This is a genomic window from Paenibacillus agricola (assembly GCF_011440305.1).
GTDB lineage: Bacteria > Bacillota > Bacilli > Paenibacillales > NBRC-103111 > Paenibacillus_S > Paenibacillus_S agricola.
On the sequence record NZ_JAAOIW010000001.1, the window covers coordinates 330,203 to 347,925 of the forward strand.

The window sequence follows — 17,723 nt, forward strand, 5'->3', positions numbered from 1 at the left end:
CTGCCCCCTTTAATACAAGCTTTCGCCTGTTGCTTTTTTACTAAGCTTGTTCGCTACATACAGCATGACTAAACCCACAACCGATTTAAACAAGCCCACTGCTGTTGTATAGCTATATTCCTGCTGCAAAAGGCCGGCACGGTAAATATACGTATCCAGGATTTCGCCATTCTCATAGGTGAGCGGATTGATCAGCACCCAGACCCGTTCAAAGCCATAGTCGAGGAACTCGCCAATTTTGAGCAGGAACAGGATCGTAATCGTCGGCAACAGGGCCGGTATCGTAATCGATAACGTTTGCTGCCAGCGGTTCGCACCATCGATTTCGGAGGCCTCGTACATATCGGGGTTAATGCCCGTAAGCGCCGCCAAGTAAATAATCGTCCCCCAGCCCACTTCCTTCCAAACGCCTGTGGTGACAAATATCGAACGGATCATCGAGTTTTCAGCCAGAAAGTAAATCGGCTCAAAGCCCAGCCATTTAATAAACTGGTTGACAATCCCTGTGGATGGCGAGAGGATACCAACGGCAATCCCGCCGATAATGACCCAGGATAAAAAATGCGGCATATAGATGATGGTTTGCACCACCCGCTTGAAAAGCACCAGCCTTAATTCATTGAGCAGCAGGGCAGCAAGTATTGGTGCCGGAAAGGCGATCAATATATCCAGGCCGCCGAGAATAAAGGTGTTTTTCAAGATCCGCAAGAAATCGGCATGCTCGAACATCCGCTCGAAATGCTTCAGCCCCACCCAAGGGCTGCCGAACACCCCTTTAAAGATGTTGTAGTCCTTAAAAGCAATAAAGGATGCGGCCAATGGGACATACTTGAACAAAAGGTAATACACAATGCCCGGAATCGTCAGGAAGTACAACACCCTGTATTTCCATATATATTTCCAAAGGCTGTTGGTAGCGCTGCGATGGCTGATCGAATCAGCTGCTTGAATTTTAGCCCGTGCCATACTTGTCCTCCTCCACTCCGTAGTCTCATTTTAATTGTTATGGAAGCGTTATCTTGCCACTCCTTTATACTAGCCGCTACACCCCTGCCTTACAATGGCTTGCTTTTAGACGTATTTGTGTTTTTTTTAGGTCGCTCGTTCCCATTTGTTCGCTGGCTATGCTATAGTATTTGTTATTCATATCGAATGGACAAGCAGCTCAATTTACTTAAGCAACCGTTGATGGAGGTTTTATTAATGACGTTTACAGGCTTTACCCAATCCGACTTTGATGTGTTCTCGATTCCCGGCCTTGAAGGCCGTATGGAAGGAATCCAAACGCAGATTCAACCCAAATTCAAAGCACTCGGCGAACCCCTCCGGGACGAAGTTTCCGTTCTTGCTGGTGATCCGATGTTTCTTCATATTGCCAAGCACGCAAGACGCAAGGTGAATGCACCTGTAGATACTTGGATGGCGATTGGGCATGATAAGCGCGGCTATAAACAGCATCCTCATTTTCAGGTTGGGTTATTTGACGACCGTGTGTTTATTTGGCTAGCACTGATCTATGAGCTTCCCAACAAAAAGGCGATAGCCGATACCTATTTAAAACATATAAAAACAATCCGCGGAATCATCCCCAAGGACTATGTACTATCTTTTGACCATATGAAAAAGGACAATGTTTCTTTTAAAGGCATAAATGTGCAGGATTTGCAGGTAGCCTTGGAAAAATTCCGCGACATCAAAAAGGTGGAGCTGCTGGTGGGCCACAACCTTTCCTACGATAATCCCATCTTAGCTGACGGGCCAAAGTTTGCTGAATTTGTCAAAGATACGTTCGCAACCTTGATGCCTTTATATACCATGGCTCGTAATGCTGCCCAACCTTCTAGCAAAAATTAATCTTACACTAAGGTTCCTTTAAAGTTATTTTAAGGCTACTTGGGCAAGCTAGAGATAGATAAAATCGATGATTTGGTTTTCCCAATCGATCATTCAGTTTTCCACGGAAAGGTGGTAGATCATGAATAAATTCCAGCCCAAACAAGTCATTGTCACTAGCTTGACCTTAGCAATGCTGCTAGGTGGCAGCGCATTATATACAACTAAGCAGCAGGCTTTTGCTGAGACGCCCGATACAACCGTCAAGCAATTCGCCCCGAGCGACCAGAAAAAAGCAGAACGCAACACTCACAAAAAAGAACTTAAGGATGAGCTTAGCTTCGCCAAAGGCAAGATGCCGATTATTGAAGAAGCTTCAGCTATATTAGGTATAGATAAAGAAACGCTAACCATTGCCCTAAAGGATAAAACGCTGGTCGATATCGCCAAGGAAAAAGGGATCAGCGAAGCCGATCTCATTAGCAAGCTGCAGGCGGAGCGCGGCAAAAAGATTGATGAAGCCGTCCAAGCAGGCACCATTAAAGCCGAGGATGCGGACAAAATCAAAGCTAAAATGGCTCAGCACCTGACCTTTATGGTAAACCACAAAAATAATGCAAGCCTGCATGAGGGCTCAGGTAAAAAGAAGGACAAGCATGGCATCCTGCCTGCTCCAGACAAGCTTGCCGCTATTCTGGGGATTACAGCTGATGAGCTTAAAGCCGAGATGAAGGCCGGAAAATCCTTAGCGGAGGTTGCCCAGTCTAAAGGCATAAGCAAGGAACAATTGATCAAACAGATCAAGGAAGAGATCGCTCCTTGGATCGATCAAGCTGTGGATCGCAAAAAGGGTAAGGCTTCAACAACACCAGAAGCCAGTTAAGTTAAGTTCATATAAATGGTAATGCTAAGCCGGTCGTTTAACGACGGCTTTTTTTGCATTCTTTTGTTTATTCGGCATTTTTCACACTTTTGTCATAATTTTCGTTTATAATAGAAAATAAAGGTCTTTTTTTAGGGGGAAACTATCTATGTCTGTCTGGCCAATTAAACATCCTATTCGCCGTATCTCATTAGTGCTGGGTGCTTCCCTTATTGCCGGTTCCTTCATCTTCTATGATGACTCCCTTCCATCCCACACCGTGCAAGCTGCAGCCCCTAAGCCTGCCACCAGTGTTCCTGTCAATGAGGGTTTGCTAATTTATGAGCAGAACTGTATTTCCTGCCATGCCGTTGATGGGAAAGGCTTGGACCGCTATCCTCCTGTAGCCAGTGACCATGTAAAAAAAATGCTTAGCACTTATGACCAAGCCTACGAATATATTAGCCGTAATATGCCACAAAATTCACCTGGCTCGCTTAGCGATGATGATTACAAGAAAGTTACCCGTTATGTGCTTTCTTTAAATGGTATACCAACCGAGTTTAATGACATTGCTAGCCATTGGGCTCAAACAGAAATCAAAGAATTGCTAGACAAAAATTATATTGATGGCTATATAAATACGCAGGCTGAAACGATGGCTTTTAGACCGGAGCAAAATATTACTCGTGCGGAATTTGTCCGCTATTTGGTAAAGGCCAAGCAAATGTTTTTGTCCAATAGCACGGCAACGGACTTTATCGATATCAATATTAATAAAAATGACCAGCCTTATATTATTACAGCTGTAGAATACGGATTAATCGACGGATATGCCGACCACACCTTCCGGCCGAATAACCTCATCTCACGCGCTGAAATCGCCGCTATTCTAGCCCGCAGCGAAATGCTCAAGCCTGTGCCTGGCCAAGGGTTTACCGATGTGGCTGATGACTTCTGGGCTAAGGACAATATCCTTGCCGTGCAGCAGGCGCACTTATTCGACGGCTACGAGGATGGTACATTCCGCCCCACCCGTGAGATGAAACGTGGCGAGGCGGTCGCCGTTATTTATAGGCTGCTTAATCCAGCATAATTATAAGGATTAGGCTCCTTTACTTAAAAACAGCATTATGGACAGCAAAAAACCGCCAAGCTCTGTTGCAGCTTAAGCGGTTTTAAATGTGATCAGCGAGGCTGCACCTGCTGTAACGGGCTCGATGGATGGCTCCGATCCAGCACCATAAATTTGTATAGCAGGTACAATGCAGCCAGCGACAGGATAGCACCCATGTAGAAAGGCATCTGGTGGCTATATTGGTATATGCCTGCGCCCAGCAGCGGACCGACAATTCTACCCAAGCTATCCATCGAAGAGCTTAGTCCAGAAGCTACACCTTGTCCGGCTTTTGTTTTTTGTGTAATCAAGGAAGTGACACATGGGCGAATCAGCGCATTTCCAGCTGCAAATACGGACAAATAAATGGACGCCGTAAGCAGGCTTGATGAGAACAGGATCAGCACAAAACCAATGGCCGATAAGATCAAGCCGATACCAATCACCTTGGCCTCGTCACCCCTTTTAATAAAGCGGCGCACCACACCCCCTTGAATCAAAGCACCCACAACGCCACTAACCGCAAACATAATGCCTAGCTGGAATGAGGTCGCACCAATCTGGTCCTTCTCAAACAGCAGCAGTGTTGCTTCCAAGCCTGCTAATGTAAAGGATACAAAAAAAGATAACACATATAAATATTTAACAGAGCCAATAAAGGCTGTCCAGCGAGAGGGCTTGGCACCCTGCGGCTGGTGCCGCTTCTCCTTGCTTAAGGACTCCGGCAGCATGGCTAGGGCAAATAAGAAAGTAATAAAGGCCAGTCCTGACGCTGCATAGAAAGGAACCTGGTAGCCCCAATGGCTAAGGATCCCACCTACAGCAGGACCAAATATAAAGCCAAGCCCAATGGACATACCGACGAGCCCCATACCTTTAGTCCTGTTCTCCTCTGTCGTAATGTCTGCTACATACGCAACCGCACAGGCAGTCGCAGCACCAGAGAACAACCCGCCTAATATCCGTGAGGCATACATCAGGAATAAATTATCACCTGCAATGCCGAATATAAAGAAGCTGACGCTGAAGCCAAGCGTGCCGAGTATAATAAGCGGACGCCTGCCAATTCGATCGGATAAGCTGCCCCATACTGGAGACATGAGGAATGAAGCCAGCGAGTAAATGGACAATAGCATTCCCAGATGAAAGCTGCTTGCCCCTGATCCCGCTATAGCATCGGGTAAAACGGGAATAATGATGCCGAAGCCGATAAATATCGTCATCAGCAGTACCATAATTATGGCCAGCTGTTTATTCATTAGTATGTTCACTGCCTCTCAAGCTATATTGTAGCCTTATCGTATCACAACTTATTTATACAGGGAAACGATAGCGGCGAAGATTAACAAATTGGACAAAACCAAGGTGCCGAATATGAATGTTATTGGAAATGTTAACAAATGTTTAACATTAACCGCTTGCATCCTTGTCCAATAATCGTTACTATCAAATGTGTTAAATATTTGGTAACCTTGAAAGGAAGAGATGACATGGATCACAGGCGTACGCCTCTATTCACTGCGTTGAAAGAGCACGCAGCACGCAATCCGGTACAGTTTCATATTCCAGGCCATAAAAAAGGAGTTGGCATGGATCCGGAATATCGTGCATTTATAGGCGATAACGCCCTGTCCATCGACCTTATTAATATAGCACCGCTGGATGACCTGCACCAACCCACAGGTGTTATTGAAGAAGCGCAGCAAATGGCTGCGGATGCATTCGGCGCGGACCACACCTTTTTTTCCGTTCAAGGTACAAGCGGCGCGATCATGACGATGATCCTTACCGTGTGCTCACAGGGCGACAAAATTATTGTTCCACGCAATGTTCACAAATCCGTCATGTCGGCGATTATTTTTGCCGGAGCTAAGCCTGTTTTTGTTTCGCCAGTTCGCGACCCTAATCTAGGGATCGACCATGGGATTACCACAAGCTCGGTGAAACGCGCCTTAAAAAGGCATCCTGATGCCAAGGCTGTGCTTGTCATTAACCCCACCTATTACGGGGTTTGCGCCGATCTTAAGGAAATTGTTGACCTTGTACACAGCTACAACATCCCTGTGCTCGTCGATGAAGCCCATGGCGTATTAATCCATTTCAGTGATAAGCTGCCTTTATCGGCAATGGCTGCCGGAGCGGATATGGCTGCTACCAGTGTCCACAAACTTGGTGGCTCGATGACCCAAAGCTCGGTGCTCAATATTAAAGAAGGGCGGATCAATCCCGGCCGCGTGAAAACGATCCTAAGTATGCTGACCACGACCTCAACCTCGTATATATTGCTTGCTTCCTTGGACACCTCACGCCGCCACCTCGCCCTCAATGGGGCGGCATTAGCGAACATGGCGATCGAGCTTGCGCAATTTGCCCGTCACCATATTAATGAAATTCCCGGCCTTAGCTGCTTTGGCGCAGAAATTCTCGGAACCGAGGCTACGTTTGATTATGATCCAACCAAAGTGAATATACATGTTCGCCACTTGGGCATTACTGGCTATGATGCAGAGAACTGGCTCCGCGAGCATTATAATATCGAGGTAGAGCTTAGTGATATGTATAATATTCTGTGCCTGATTACACCAGGCGATACCCATGAGAATATTGATACGCTGCTAAATGCGCTTCGCGAGCTATCCAGCCAAAACTACAATATTCGCCCTGCTACGGAATTGGTCATTAAGGTGCCTAGCATTCCACAGCTCACCTTAACACCTCGTGATGCTTTTTATGGCGATACCGAGCTGGTGCCTTTTAGAGAATCGGCAGACCGCATTATCGCTGAATTCATTTATGTATACCCACCGGGAATTCCGATCCTGCTGCCCGGCGAGGTCATTTCGCAAGACTTGATTGATTATATCATCGATCATGTTGAAGTCGGGCTGCCGGTCAAAGGACCAGAGGACCGCAGTATCCAAAATGTAAAGGTGATTGTAGAAACGAACGCAATCTTCTAGGAAAAAGGAACATGCCGCAGACCAGGCATGTTCCTTTTTTTAGCGTTCCCGCTCAAGCCAATGAATAACATCCGCCACTGCGTGCTCATCATGGTGGCAGCATGAGCGGTTAGACGCGGTTATAAGGGTTGCGTGGGCATTCGCCACGGCAATCCCAACACCCGCCCTGCGGATCATCTCCAGGTCGTTAAGATGGTCACCCATCGCTATACAGTTAAGCTGCTCGACTCCCATCAGCTCCATCAAATGCTCAAGGGCATGCCCTTTTGAAGCTTCGGCGGGGATCATCTCCAGGTAACGCCCTTCTGAACGTACCCATAACATGCCTTCGTCTTGGGATTGTGTGGTATAGGCTTCCACCTCGTCCAGCAGGTCAGACTCCCAAGCCAGCAGCACCTTGAACCAAGGCTCGTTCAAGTGGTCGAACCCTTCCGATTTTGGCCTGTTAAAGCTTTCCGAGCGCCGATGGTGGTCTGTCGTTGCATTTTCCCTGATGAAATAGGGCTCGCTTCCACAATAAATTTCCACACCCAACTCTGGAAACTGTGCCATGATCCGGCTTAAAGTAGGTCGGATGGACACGTCTAAAGTCCGTTGCCACACATCGACGCCTTTGGCGTAATCATGGATCACCGCACCATTATATAAAATCGCGGGTGCATTAATCGGCAATTGGTCTGCAAACCGTTTGGCCGAAGATGTAATACGGCCTGTTGCCAATGTAAACAAGCCGCCCTGTGCGACAAAGCGTTGTATCGCTTCCAAGTTCTCCGGGCTAATAGTTTTACTGCTATTCAGCAAGGTTCCATCCATATCCGTAACTAACATATAGCCTTTAAATCGTTCTGTTTCCATGTATTGCCTCTCTTCTACTGGTATATTGTCAAACCGATGTCTAAATGCTATGATGTTGAAGATATCTATCGGGACTTAAGGCTCCATCCCAGTCCAACTCACAGGCAGGTGTAGCGATAATGGCTCAAAGCGCGTATATCAAATTTGTTCAAGGCTCTACTATCCCTTCCCTTTCCCTTGAGCAATTAAAGGACCAGTTGATGCACTATAAAGACCAGCTGAATCTGACAGGGCAGCAATTGGGTTGGGAATATGGGGATGCCGGATTCCCGTACACGGTAGAAACCAAGCCGGATGCGGCCGACAAATGGTTCTACTTGAAGGGCAAGGATCCTTTGTACCACTACATTGTAATGGGTACAGGCACGGAGCAAGCTGGCGAGCTCGACCAGCATTATGTTCAGGTTGTGCTTCCTGAGGGCTCCACGCATGGCGATAAAGCCAAAGGGAATGAATTCTGCAAGTACTTGGCCAGGTTATGGAAGGCCGAGCTACATTTATTCAATGGGCGAGTTATGTACTTTAATCCACGCAAATAATGATTAAAACCCGTAGACCTTCCCGCAAGCTGTGGAAAGGTCTATTTGCGTTATATCCGGCCTTACGCTATGAGCAGAAAGGTAGATTTCGCCATGGATAAGTGATATTCATTAGAGTAGCTTCCCACATTCCAGCAGGCTTACTCGCCTTTATTGCCCAGCAAAAACCCTTCTTGTTTGCACAAGAAGGGTTAAGTCCATCCTATTCAGATGCTTGTTCTTCGACAATCTGGTTGTAGATTTTAACGACGCGTTCCCACTCTTCTTCATCTTCAATGCTTTCGAGATAAGCATCCTCGTTCTCTTCTTCGATACGAAAGATTACACCGTCTGCTTCCGGATCATTACGGTCCAGCAATACTGCATAAGGCTGGCTATTGGCTTCAAAAGTATATACCATAACCATCTCGTGCTCTACGCCATCTTTATCCGTAACTACAAAAATATCATCATCTTCATGGTCATGATCGCAGGATTCATCATGTATATGTTCGCTCATGGGAAAACCTCATTTCATTAGAAATTATTCTCCCACGTATAGTAACATGTTCATTCAAACAGGTCAACATGTATGAATAGCTTCCTGCCATAAAGTAAGATATTTACTCCGATACAATAACCTTTTCGGAAATAACCGTAAAGTCGCTGTTTTCATCCAGCTTGACGGAGAATTTAATCGTATATTCACCGACTTCATTGAAGGAAACACTGAATGGCCAAGGATACCAGAAGTTTTCTTTAGATCCGTTAACCAGCTTCTCATGCGGAGACACGGCTTGCTCTCCCGTAGGCGTTTCAATCGATATTTTGAACGAATAAAAAGGTGTTTTCAAGCTGTCCACTTGGGCAAATACAGCAAAATCAATTTTTTTGCCTTTAGGAACCTTGCCAAAGGGCGACTTGATTGAATAATCATCATTAACCTTTTCTGCAACAAACATATGAACATTCGGTTTATAGATCGAAACGGTATTCTTGGCACTGTCCCACCGTACGAGCGATTGAAGGGATTCCGAAAGCTCACGAACCGGAAACACCGCATTGTTTTTTACTAAAAAAGCTGGCGTTTCATCCTTAAATTGTTTCTCTACATCGTTGATCATCGTCTTAACTTTACTAAATCCTTCGTAATCGCCCCACATTGAACTTGCATAAACGCCTGCAGTTCCAAATAATGAGAGCGATAGCACCAGCGCTAGCATTCGTGGCACTTTCATTACTGTAACCTCCATCGTGACTTGTACTTGTTTATATTAAGTTATACGCCGAAAGCGAACAAGAGTTGCGCTGATTTTTAAAAAAATCCAAAAATAAATTTCTGCTCCTAATCTACATCTAGTAAAACTATTGACTTTCTGGATATATACATACAAAATATGCCACATTTTGAATATTACCTACTTCTCATTATTTGGTATTTATAATTATATTATATCTGCTTTTATATCGTACAGAGTTGAATCTAAAAATTAATTTAGATTATAAGACTGCAATTAAAAAAGATTTGATTAAAATTGTGTTAAAATTCTCTTGAATTATAGTTTCGTTCCATGTTAGATTAAAAAAGATATGTGAGCGTTATGGAACCATGAGTGGAGGATCGTTCGTGAGCCTGCAAATCCAGATGATCGGTACAGGAAGTGCTTTTTCCAAAAAGTTTTACAACAACAATGCATTGGTAACCTGCAACGGTTTTACGCTTTTGGTGGATTGCGGATATACCGCACCTAGAGCACTGCACGAGCTTGGTATTGAAATTAATTCTATTGATGGCCTGTTTATTACCCATGTCCATGCAGACCACGTTGGTGGTATGGAAGAGTTTGCTTTTCGCTTGAAATATACATACAAACATAAGATGAAGTTGTTTGTTCCTTCCAAACTAGTGGATTCTTTATGGAACCAATCATTAAGGGGCGGTTTAGAGAATAAAACAGAAGGTTTTATGGGGCTTGGTGATTATTTTGATCTGATTCTTGTGGAAGAGACCGTTCCCACAGAGATTCATCCTGGGTTTACTTTGGAATTAATACCATCAGAGCATATCCCTGATAAGCCTAGCTATTCCATTATGTTTAATGAGAGGTTATTTTACAGTTCGGATACTAAATTTAATTACACTCTTTTGTCAGAGCTAAGTGAACAGCGTAAATGCCAGTACATCTTGCATGATTGCCAGCTTTCTTCCCCCGGTATCGTCCACGCTTGCCTAGATGAATTACTTACATTACCGGATAAGATTCAAAGTAAAGTATTACTAATGCACTATGACGACCTCATTGATGCATTTATAGGTAAATCAGGGAAAATGACCTTTATGGAGCAGCACAAAACTTACAGCTTTCCATAAAAACCTGGCCTCTCGGAGAGGTCGGGTTTTTCATACATCCCCTCACAACAAGAGCTACACTATTTAGATACATTTGAAAGCGCTTGTATTAAATTTTCATTGTTTTCTGTTTATTTAAAGGAATTATTAATTGGATGTAGAATTGCCTTACTATCCATTCTTTTCTATTCTGTTAAGAAGGAGTTTGAAGGTATGAGCTATAATGGGATACTTGTTGCCTATGCATGTGTAATCAGTGCTTCCTCTATCTATTTTGACAAAACGCATAATCCCTTCATTCTTATATTGTTTGCTACGTTGTATGTAGTTGCCAATTTTATGGAGAAGAGATATCGTATAGCGCCAGCTCTACAAGTCCTTTTTTTAATTGCTTTTCATTGGCAGGCGCAAATGGCTTGGTGCTTGCCTTTATATTACGCACAAATGGGTAAACATTTTTATTTATCGCGTAATCCTAACCATGCTTTTTTAGTCGGAGTCCTGTATACTATCGTATTTACCTTAGTCTCCTATACTTATATTCCGTTCACTGCTTACCTACTTGCTACCTTTTTATTTTGTTCATGCAGCATCTTGACTTGTGCCTATTTGTTTCACCGCTATGTACTAGCTATGAAAACGCAGACGCGGCAGTTGGACAGTGAGAAAAAGCATTTGATTACCCATGATGCGCTCACGGGCCTGTATAATTATGAAGAATGCCATCGCCAGCTCGAATATCTCGTACAGAAGGAAACCCCTATTGTACTTGCCCTAATCGACTGCAAAGATTTAAAATCATTGAACACTGTTAACGGCTTCCATGGTGTGAACCGCATCCTCAAGCAAGCGGCGCAGCTTCTGCGGATTATTTTCCCGGAGGCGCTCATTATTTCCCGTTATGGAGGCGATGAGTTTGCCATTGTCCTAAAATTGACCGATTTGCATGAGGTAACACGTATGATTACTCAACAACTGACTTACGACTTTCCCAAAATGACAGGCATTGAGATCAATTTCGGGATGGCTTTTTATCCAACAGATGGAACATTTAAGGATGACCTCATCTTTATTGCGGAACGGAATTTGTACATGATGAAACGTGAATCCTGGTTAAAACGCGAGGAGCATATGATTCGATCGGAGAAATTACGGGTTGTTGGTGAATTAGCGTCGGGCATGGCTCACGAAATTCGTAACCCCTTAACCACGATTAAAGGCTTTTTGCAGCTTTCCAAAGCAGATAACTTTAACATCCGTCCTTGGTATGAATTGATTATGGATGAAATTACACGCATGAGCACATTAACAGCTGAATTTCTTCAATTCTCTAAGCTGCATACCACGCAATTCAAAATTCAATCGATTGAAGAATCTATACATAGAGTTATCTCCTTGCTTGATTCGGAAGCGGCACGACTGGGGCACCAGATTCAATTCGACCCTGCACCTGAACCCTTATATATGATGATGGATCAGGATAAGATGCTGCAAATGCTGCTGAATATTACGAAAAACGCCTTTGAAGCTATGGAGGATCAGGGTCTTGTACATATTAAGCTGGCCAGCAATAATCATAAAGCCATTATTGAAATTACCGATACAGGCTCCGGCATACCCCAATCCGAGATAGAAAAAATATTGTTGCCCTTCTATACAACCAAAGAGACGGGTACCGGACTTGGGTTATCCATTTGCCACAAAATTATCCAAGACCACCAAGGCACGCTAGAGATCGAAAGTGAAGTCGGCAAAGGGACGAAGCTCATCATAACTGTCCCACTCGCTTACCCGGATACAACTCACGAAATTGCCCCTGAGACCAAATCGGGATTCGCAGCTCCTTAGCCTGTAATCATAACCCAAAGATCCTAAAGGCCTTTTAAGGCACTTTAGGATCTTTTTGCGTTGGTTTACCTATCAGACATAAGGACAACGAACAGCACCCCTTTAAAGCGCTTTAGAGAGCCTCTATGGACAAGCTATTCCCAGCCTCATCCCATTTCAGAGTAGCTCCGAATAAAGCTTTCAGATCATCGACCGCTACCATCGGCTCTGTACCCATGCGCCTAATCCTTTGGCTTAGCTTAATCTGTGTACCATTGACAGTTGCCAGCTGCTCATCCATTTGCAATTGAACTGTATACTGCTTGTATTTGATTTTAATCCGTCTGCCCTCATCATTATCCAAGATCTTGTGTTCCTTGGATGCTACTCCCGTTATCTCATTGAACAAGCTCAATGGGACATAGACATTTTTCTCCTTGTCTTCGAAACGTTGCATTGGCGCCAGAGGCATTCCATTCATCATTACAAGCAGAAGCGGCCAGGACTGCATACCTTCCTTATCCATCGTTTCCGTTAAAGCTTTACTCATAAATGGAGGCGGTATTGCTCTTAAGGACTTAGAAATACGTTCAAAGGAAAACCAGTTCATATAAAACGGGGTATAAATAAGCTGTTTGCTTGCAGGATCCAACGCCCATATTTGGATAGATCCATCTACAAAGGGCTGCTGCTCCTGCAAGGAGCGTAGATCCAGCTTTACTTCCACAGGGGATTTGCCTGTGGCATTCACCGCTGTTGTCCAATTCATGGGCAAGCCATCTTTAAGATTATAGCCCGATACTTGTATACCATATTGGATGAGCTGATCATCCCGGGTCGCAGAGGAAGAAAAAACCAACCGATTAGTACCTGGCTCCCCATCCTTCGTAGCCGACCACTGCTGCAGCAAAGGAAGCTTGATTGATTCTTTAGAGGGGAATCCAGCAAGCTTTTCCCAGTATTGCCTAAGGGCTGGAATAGACTCTGCAGAAGGAATGTATTCATTCTCATGACGAAGCAGGTTAACTATGTTTGGCACCCGGCTTGGCATGGGCTCTACGCCGACACCAAATAGCAAAACATAATCCTCCGCCATAATTTCTCCCGGATCCCATCTATGCACATAAGGCAATAAACTACCCGACCATCGAATAGGGAAGCCGTCTAGCTGCCTTATTTTTGCCCAACTTGAAGATTCCGTAAGCTGGCCCGGATAGGTGCCTTCTTTCTTTTGGAGCCAATAATAGGTGAAATGATGCCCATATTCATGGATTAATGTACGAATCACTGGAGTACTTTCAACTTCATATAGCTTAATGGTTTGGGTTTCCACATTATAGGAGCCAACACGAGACCCGCTTTTTCCAATGCTTTTCTCCGAATACAGGATGACTTTTTTTAGGACCGATAGCTCTTCACCATGTTCACATTGTAATAAAGCAGCATATAGCTCTTTCAATTTAGGCTCGTTCCATACCTCACTATAACTAATAAATTGAATGCCCTCCGGACTCGTATAGGTAACAGATTCAGAAGATTCCTGCGCATAAGCCGCCCCTGAGAAGATGATGCACATTGTAAGCAAAAGACTATATGCGGTTAGGCGTATCCTCATGTTATATCCTCATCTCATCCATATTGGTCCATATCCCTTGATTAAACAAATCCATAATATTCTATTTAACCAAAGTTAGTTCCTTCTAATCAGGTTAGCCCCGCCTGCACAAAAAAGAAGCTTCCTATCTGAAAGCCCCCCATTGCCAAGCCGTACCATCGCCCACCAGAATTGCTGGATCCAACCGCGGCGACCTCAAACTAACATCGTTAATCACATGCTTTACTTTGTCCACAAACTGTACCTCTACTTGCGATTCTCAACACTTTTCAACATGGAAAGGGGGTAGCTTGCTTCCTCTCTATTACTCTTATCGTCTTGGTTGTCCAAGACACCCCAGCCCATAATTCCATTAATATACTCCAGCAAAAAACGCTCGCCTGAGCTCCCTTCAACCGCATAGAGCCCCGGCGGAAAATCAGCCGAATCCAGCATATAAGCCTTGGCTGTATAATATTTACGCTCCAGCTGTTCCTTCTGGCTGGGAAACTCAGCACGCGGTATCGCCTCAAGAATTTCTACGATTTCTGCGTCCAGCTCAGCAATGCTCATTTGGCTATACAGCTTCTTCACTTGCTCACCCCTGCCCAAATATTCACCAAAATATTATATTCACTTGCTCTATTCCCCTATAAAATAAGGTATAATAGGGATATATTACCATAGAAGGGAGAACCGTTTATGAATACTGAAATTTTGTTTCATGATCAAAAAATTCCCGTCCACTTTATCTCTAGCGACCAGAAGGCGATCCCCTCATTAATTCAAGCTCTCGAAACCTGCTGATGCAACCAGAGGAAACACTCCAAGGTATCATGAATCATATCGAATTGATTGAAGTCGTAGGTAATAACGCTATCGTATATAATTCACTTGAAGAAGATCATATCCAATTGCCGCTCTCATAAAGAGCGGTTTTTTTTGACCACTCGGTACTAGGGAGATAGAACTCGTTACTTTCGGACTGCTCCCGAGAAACCCGCTGTAAGGTATTGCTTCTCATCCCCTGCTAGATTGAACCATGATTTGAAAAGCTGGCCTTCGGGCTTCATTTGGTCGTACAAGCCTTTGAGACCTAAGACAGCTACTTCCATCCCCATTTCTCCAAATGACCGAAATAAAAAAGCCATTCGTTCCTTCTCGGTATGGAGGGCGTGCAAATTATCCAAAACGATTTGATTTTGCTCATTCAAGCGAATCATCTCTGACCACATTACAAGCTTGCCCTCCGGTTTCAAGAGCGACACCAACAGGCGATTATAGTCCGTAATCAAGCTATTGCGAAGATACATCAGGCCTTCTATGATTTGCCCTATCTCTTGGCTATTGTATTGACTTACATAGACCGAAAATTGCGTTAAAGCATTAATATAAAACAATTGGGTATGTACCGAGGAAGATATAACCAGTGAAAAGCTTTTTTTCAAATGGGGCAACGCTTCATATTTACGAACCTCAAAGGAGCAATTTTTCAAATAACTATATATCTCATGAGCAGGAGCATGGTTTATCAACAGATCTTCCCAGGTTTCATAGAACTGGATCTGGTCCAAGCAGGTATAATCTATATGGGTCAGCGACTTTACTTTTGTCGAAGCCACCCCCCCACTCTGTTCCAGTACCTCCTCGATTGCATTTGCCTCCGTATCCATTACCGTTACCTGAGTAAATTGGTTAGCCAATTCAGGCAAATCCACATCCCCATGGTTGCCTGCTCCTAGTACAACCGCTTTATCTCTAATGGAAAGGGAGTCAATCGCATGCTCAAGCAGTTGACGAACATGGAAACGATGCGTCCCCCATTCTTGGCTCCCCCAATCAACTACGCTGTCCCCAACCTGCCGCTGATCATACTCAATGGGTTGAAACGTCCGATGAAATCCCCTCATGATACCCCTTCTTTCCTATGTTTTGTATGGTTGTATTATAGCATAACTGCTACTGTATGAAGTAGCTTCCTTAGCTGGCTTTCTGCTAGTTTCGCGGCTTGGCAAGAAAATTACGATAAAATGGTTGACAACAGCCAACGGCGTTGGTATTATATTATTTGTCGCCAAACAATACGACTTGTTAGCTCAGCTGGGAGAGCACTATCTTGACAGGGTAGGGGTCAGAGGTTCGAGCCCTCTACAGGTCATACACGAAAACCCTTGATACATAAGGGTTTTTTGCTATATATACCTTCCCTACCCCACCTTGGAGATGCTATTTTAGGCTTGCGAGTAACAATGGAGTAACATTTTGAATCTCTACGTTTATCTCAGTAGGATGAATGTTTTCAAACAGCACTTTACTGATTAGGTTGGCAGCTTCTTTTTGCCTTCCTTTTCGAACATGCGTGTACGTATCCAGAGTCATTCTCGTTGTACTGTGTCCTAGCCTTTCCGCAACCATCTTGATGTCCGCTCCATGCTCAACAAGCAAGGTGGCATGACTGTGCCGTAAATCATGAAAGCGTATCTCGTTCAAGCCAGCTTTATTACTTAGCCGCTTGAATGACCTTACTACGTTCCGTGGGCTCACAGGCGTTCCTTTTACAGTACATATTACAAGGTCATGGTCCTGATATCCCTCACCCATTTCAACCTTTTCAGCAACGATAGAACGGCGTTGTTTCCTTAACATTCCAACGGTTTCAACACAAAGGTCAACTGAGCGCCGACTTGATGTTGTCTTTGTTTCAGACAATAACTTCTTTCCGTCTGGGCTCAGTATTTGACTGACGAAAAGCACTTTGTTCTCCACATCCACATCCCGCCACCGTAACCCTAAGATTTCCCCTCGCCGCAAGCCTGTTGTCATCGCTAGAAAAAAGGCTGCGTACAATCGGTCACTACGGGCGACCCTCAGAAACTCAGCCAGTTCTTTTTCATTCCACACACTCTGTTCCTGTCTACCTATGCGTGGCTTGTCAGTAAACTCCATAGGGTTCTCAGGCAGTAGTTTCCACTTGTACGCAGTCTTTAGCGAGCTGTTAAGTATGTTATATACTTTAACAACATACGATTCAGACAAGCCTTCCTCAAGAAGTTCATTTATGAACCTTTGAAGCGCACGGGCTGTAAGCTTCGATACCATTAGATTGCCAAGGGAAGGGATAATACGAGCGCGAATAATGGTCTCATAATTCATCCTTGTTTGTTCTTTTATAGCAACTCCCTTAGCTCCCAGCCAATCCAACAAATAAGTACTAAACAGTTCCCTTGATGGTTCAACATAAATACCCTTATTAATTTTGCTTTCAATTTCAACTAGAGCTTTAGCCGCTCCTTTTTTACTTGTGTACCCTGATTTCTTCTTCTGGTTTCTTTTGCGACCATTTTGTTCGCCAACATCATACATAATGTAATACTTCCCGCTTCGTTTGTCTTTGTGAACAGACCCCATTGTGCTATTCCCCCTCTGTTGTGCTTATACTCTACCTATACGATATCTATGAGGCAGAGTTTAGGGCGGGAGCAGGATTTAAGTTGCCGCCCTCGTTCATTATTCTCTACCATGCACAGTTGCTTTGCCATGTTGAGCGTAAGGAAGTATTCTTTACGTGGTCTGCCCCTCCCTGCATTTTTACTAAGTTTTAAGTAAAAATCAGCACCTTCTACGAAGTTGTACTGTTCAACTTTGTTGGCGAACCAATCGTTGAACCTCGTAACAACCCTCAAGAACATATGTAGTTCCTTTGCATCCACCCATTTTTGAGCCTGTTCATTCTCATACACAGGCACCAACTCATTCCGTTCCGAATTTCTTTCATTTCAGACATTTTCGTATACCTCCCTCGTAATA

General features: G+C 44.2%; 17 protein-coding genes and 1 tRNA gene. 8 read left to right on the forward strand and 10 right to left on the reverse strand.

Going from position 1 to position 17,723, the window contains the following annotated elements; translation table 11 throughout:
* Positions 1–9: 9 nt before the first annotated feature.
* Positions 10–966: an ABC transporter permease gene (locus tag G9U52_RS01600; RefSeq protein WP_166145169.1), complete on the reverse strand. Its 957-nt coding sequence runs from the start codon at positions 964–966 to the stop codon at positions 10–12.
* Positions 967–1,188: 222 nt separating this feature from the next.
* Here G9U52_RS01600 and G9U52_RS01605 point away from each other — a divergent pair, with 222 nt between their 5' ends.
* The 3 genes from G9U52_RS01605 (at position 1,189) to G9U52_RS01615 (ending at position 3,791) form a co-directional block, all read left to right on the forward strand.
* Positions 1,189–1,854 (forward strand): DUF1054 domain-containing protein, encoded by a 666-nt coding sequence (locus G9U52_RS01605; RefSeq protein ID WP_311764789.1) that lies wholly within the window; start codon positions 1,189–1,191, stop codon positions 1,852–1,854.
* Positions 1,855–1,975: 121 nt separating this feature from the next.
* Complete coding sequence (locus G9U52_RS01610; RefSeq protein ID WP_166145175.1) at positions 1,976–2,716, forward strand: hypothetical protein; 741 nt, start codon at positions 1,976–1,978, stop codon at positions 2,714–2,716.
* A gap of 148 nt (positions 2,717–2,864) precedes the next feature.
* The gene (locus tag G9U52_RS01615; protein WP_166145178.1) at positions 2,865–3,791 is read left to right on the forward strand and encodes an S-layer homology domain-containing protein; all 927 of its coding nucleotides are present in this window, start codon (positions 2,865–2,867) and stop codon (positions 3,789–3,791) included.
* A 92-nt stretch (positions 3,792–3,883) separates the two neighbouring features.
* Here G9U52_RS01615 and G9U52_RS01620 read toward each other — a convergent pair whose 3' ends face one another.
* The gene (locus G9U52_RS01620; RefSeq protein WP_512699201.1) at positions 3,884–5,083 is read right to left on the reverse strand and encodes an MFS transporter; all 1,200 of its coding nucleotides are present in this window, start codon (positions 5,081–5,083) and stop codon (positions 3,884–3,886) included.
* 219 nt (positions 5,084–5,302) lie between these two features.
* Here G9U52_RS01620 and G9U52_RS01625 point away from each other — a divergent pair, with 219 nt between their 5' ends.
* Positions 5,303–6,772 carry an aminotransferase class I/II-fold pyridoxal phosphate-dependent enzyme gene (locus G9U52_RS01625; RefSeq protein ID WP_166145184.1) on the forward strand — a complete coding sequence of 490 codons (1,470 nt, stop codon included), beginning with the start codon at positions 5,303–5,305 and terminating at the stop codon, positions 6,770–6,772.
* Between the two features lie 39 nt (positions 6,773–6,811).
* Here G9U52_RS01625 and G9U52_RS01630 read toward each other — a convergent pair whose 3' ends face one another.
* On the reverse strand, positions 6,812–7,627 hold the full coding sequence (locus G9U52_RS01630; RefSeq protein WP_166145187.1) for a Cof-type HAD-IIB family hydrolase: 816 nt from the start codon (positions 7,625–7,627) through the stop codon (positions 6,812–6,814).
* Between the two features lie 119 nt (positions 7,628–7,746).
* Between G9U52_RS01630 and G9U52_RS01635 the strand changes: the two genes are divergently transcribed.
* Positions 7,747–8,166, forward strand: coding sequence for a DUF1885 family protein (locus G9U52_RS01635; protein ID WP_166145190.1), 420 nt, complete (start codon positions 7,747–7,749; stop codon positions 8,164–8,166).
* Positions 8,167–8,368: 202 nt separating this feature from the next.
* On the opposite strand, the gene G9U52_RS01640 is transcribed toward G9U52_RS01635, so the two are convergent.
* Both G9U52_RS01640 and G9U52_RS01645 read right to left on the reverse strand, forming a co-directional pair.
* Positions 8,369–8,665, reverse strand: a complete 297-nt coding sequence (locus tag G9U52_RS01640) for a DUF1292 domain-containing protein (RefSeq protein ID WP_166145193.1) — start codon at positions 8,663–8,665, stop codon at positions 8,369–8,371.
* Positions 8,666–8,768: 103 nt separating this feature from the next.
* Positions 8,769–9,383, reverse strand: coding sequence for a stalk domain-containing protein (locus tag G9U52_RS01645; protein WP_166145196.1), 615 nt, complete (start codon positions 9,381–9,383; stop codon positions 8,769–8,771).
* A gap of 389 nt (positions 9,384–9,772) precedes the next feature.
* On the opposite strand from G9U52_RS01645, the gene G9U52_RS01650 reads away from it, so the two are divergent.
* The gene (locus G9U52_RS01650) at positions 9,773–10,516 is read left to right on the forward strand and encodes an MBL fold metallo-hydrolase (RefSeq protein ID WP_166145199.1); all 744 of its coding nucleotides are present in this window, start codon (positions 9,773–9,775) and stop codon (positions 10,514–10,516) included.
* A gap of 192 nt (positions 10,517–10,708) precedes the next feature.
* On the forward strand, positions 10,709–12,343 hold the full coding sequence (locus tag G9U52_RS01655) for an ATP-binding protein (protein ID WP_166145202.1): 1,635 nt from the start codon (positions 10,709–10,711) through the stop codon (positions 12,341–12,343).
* Positions 12,344–12,455: 112 nt separating this feature from the next.
* Here G9U52_RS01655 and G9U52_RS01660 read toward each other — a convergent pair whose 3' ends face one another.
* The 3 genes from G9U52_RS01660 to G9U52_RS01675 form a co-directional block, all read right to left on the reverse strand.
* Positions 12,456–13,937 (reverse strand): stalk domain-containing protein, encoded by a 1,482-nt coding sequence (locus tag G9U52_RS01660; RefSeq protein WP_166145205.1) that lies wholly within the window; start codon positions 13,935–13,937, stop codon positions 12,456–12,458.
* 246 nt (positions 13,938–14,183) lie between these two features.
* Positions 14,184–14,510: a DUF1811 family protein gene (locus G9U52_RS01665; protein ID WP_166145208.1), complete on the reverse strand. Its 327-nt coding sequence runs from the start codon at positions 14,508–14,510 to the stop codon at positions 14,184–14,186.
* Positions 14,511–14,890: 380 nt separating this feature from the next.
* Entirely contained in the window at positions 14,891–15,826 is a 936-nt protein-coding gene (locus G9U52_RS01675; RefSeq protein ID WP_166145211.1) for a hypothetical protein, read from the reverse strand.
* Positions 15,827–16,001: 175 nt separating this feature from the next.
* On the opposite strand from G9U52_RS01675, the gene G9U52_RS01680 reads away from it, so the two are divergent.
* Positions 16,002–16,074 (forward strand) — tRNA-Val (locus G9U52_RS01680).
* 68 nt (positions 16,075–16,142) lie between these two features.
* Here G9U52_RS01680 and G9U52_RS01685 read toward each other — a convergent pair.
* Positions 16,143–17,324, reverse strand: coding sequence for a site-specific integrase (locus G9U52_RS01685; RefSeq protein WP_512699202.1), 1,182 nt, complete (start codon positions 17,322–17,324; stop codon positions 16,143–16,145).
* 35 nt (positions 17,325–17,359) lie between these two features.
* A complete protein-coding gene (locus tag G9U52_RS41555; RefSeq protein WP_375790211.1) occupies positions 17,360–17,662 on the reverse strand; it encodes an antA/AntB antirepressor family protein in 303 nt (100 codons plus the stop codon).
* Positions 17,663–17,723 lie beyond the last annotated feature (61 nt).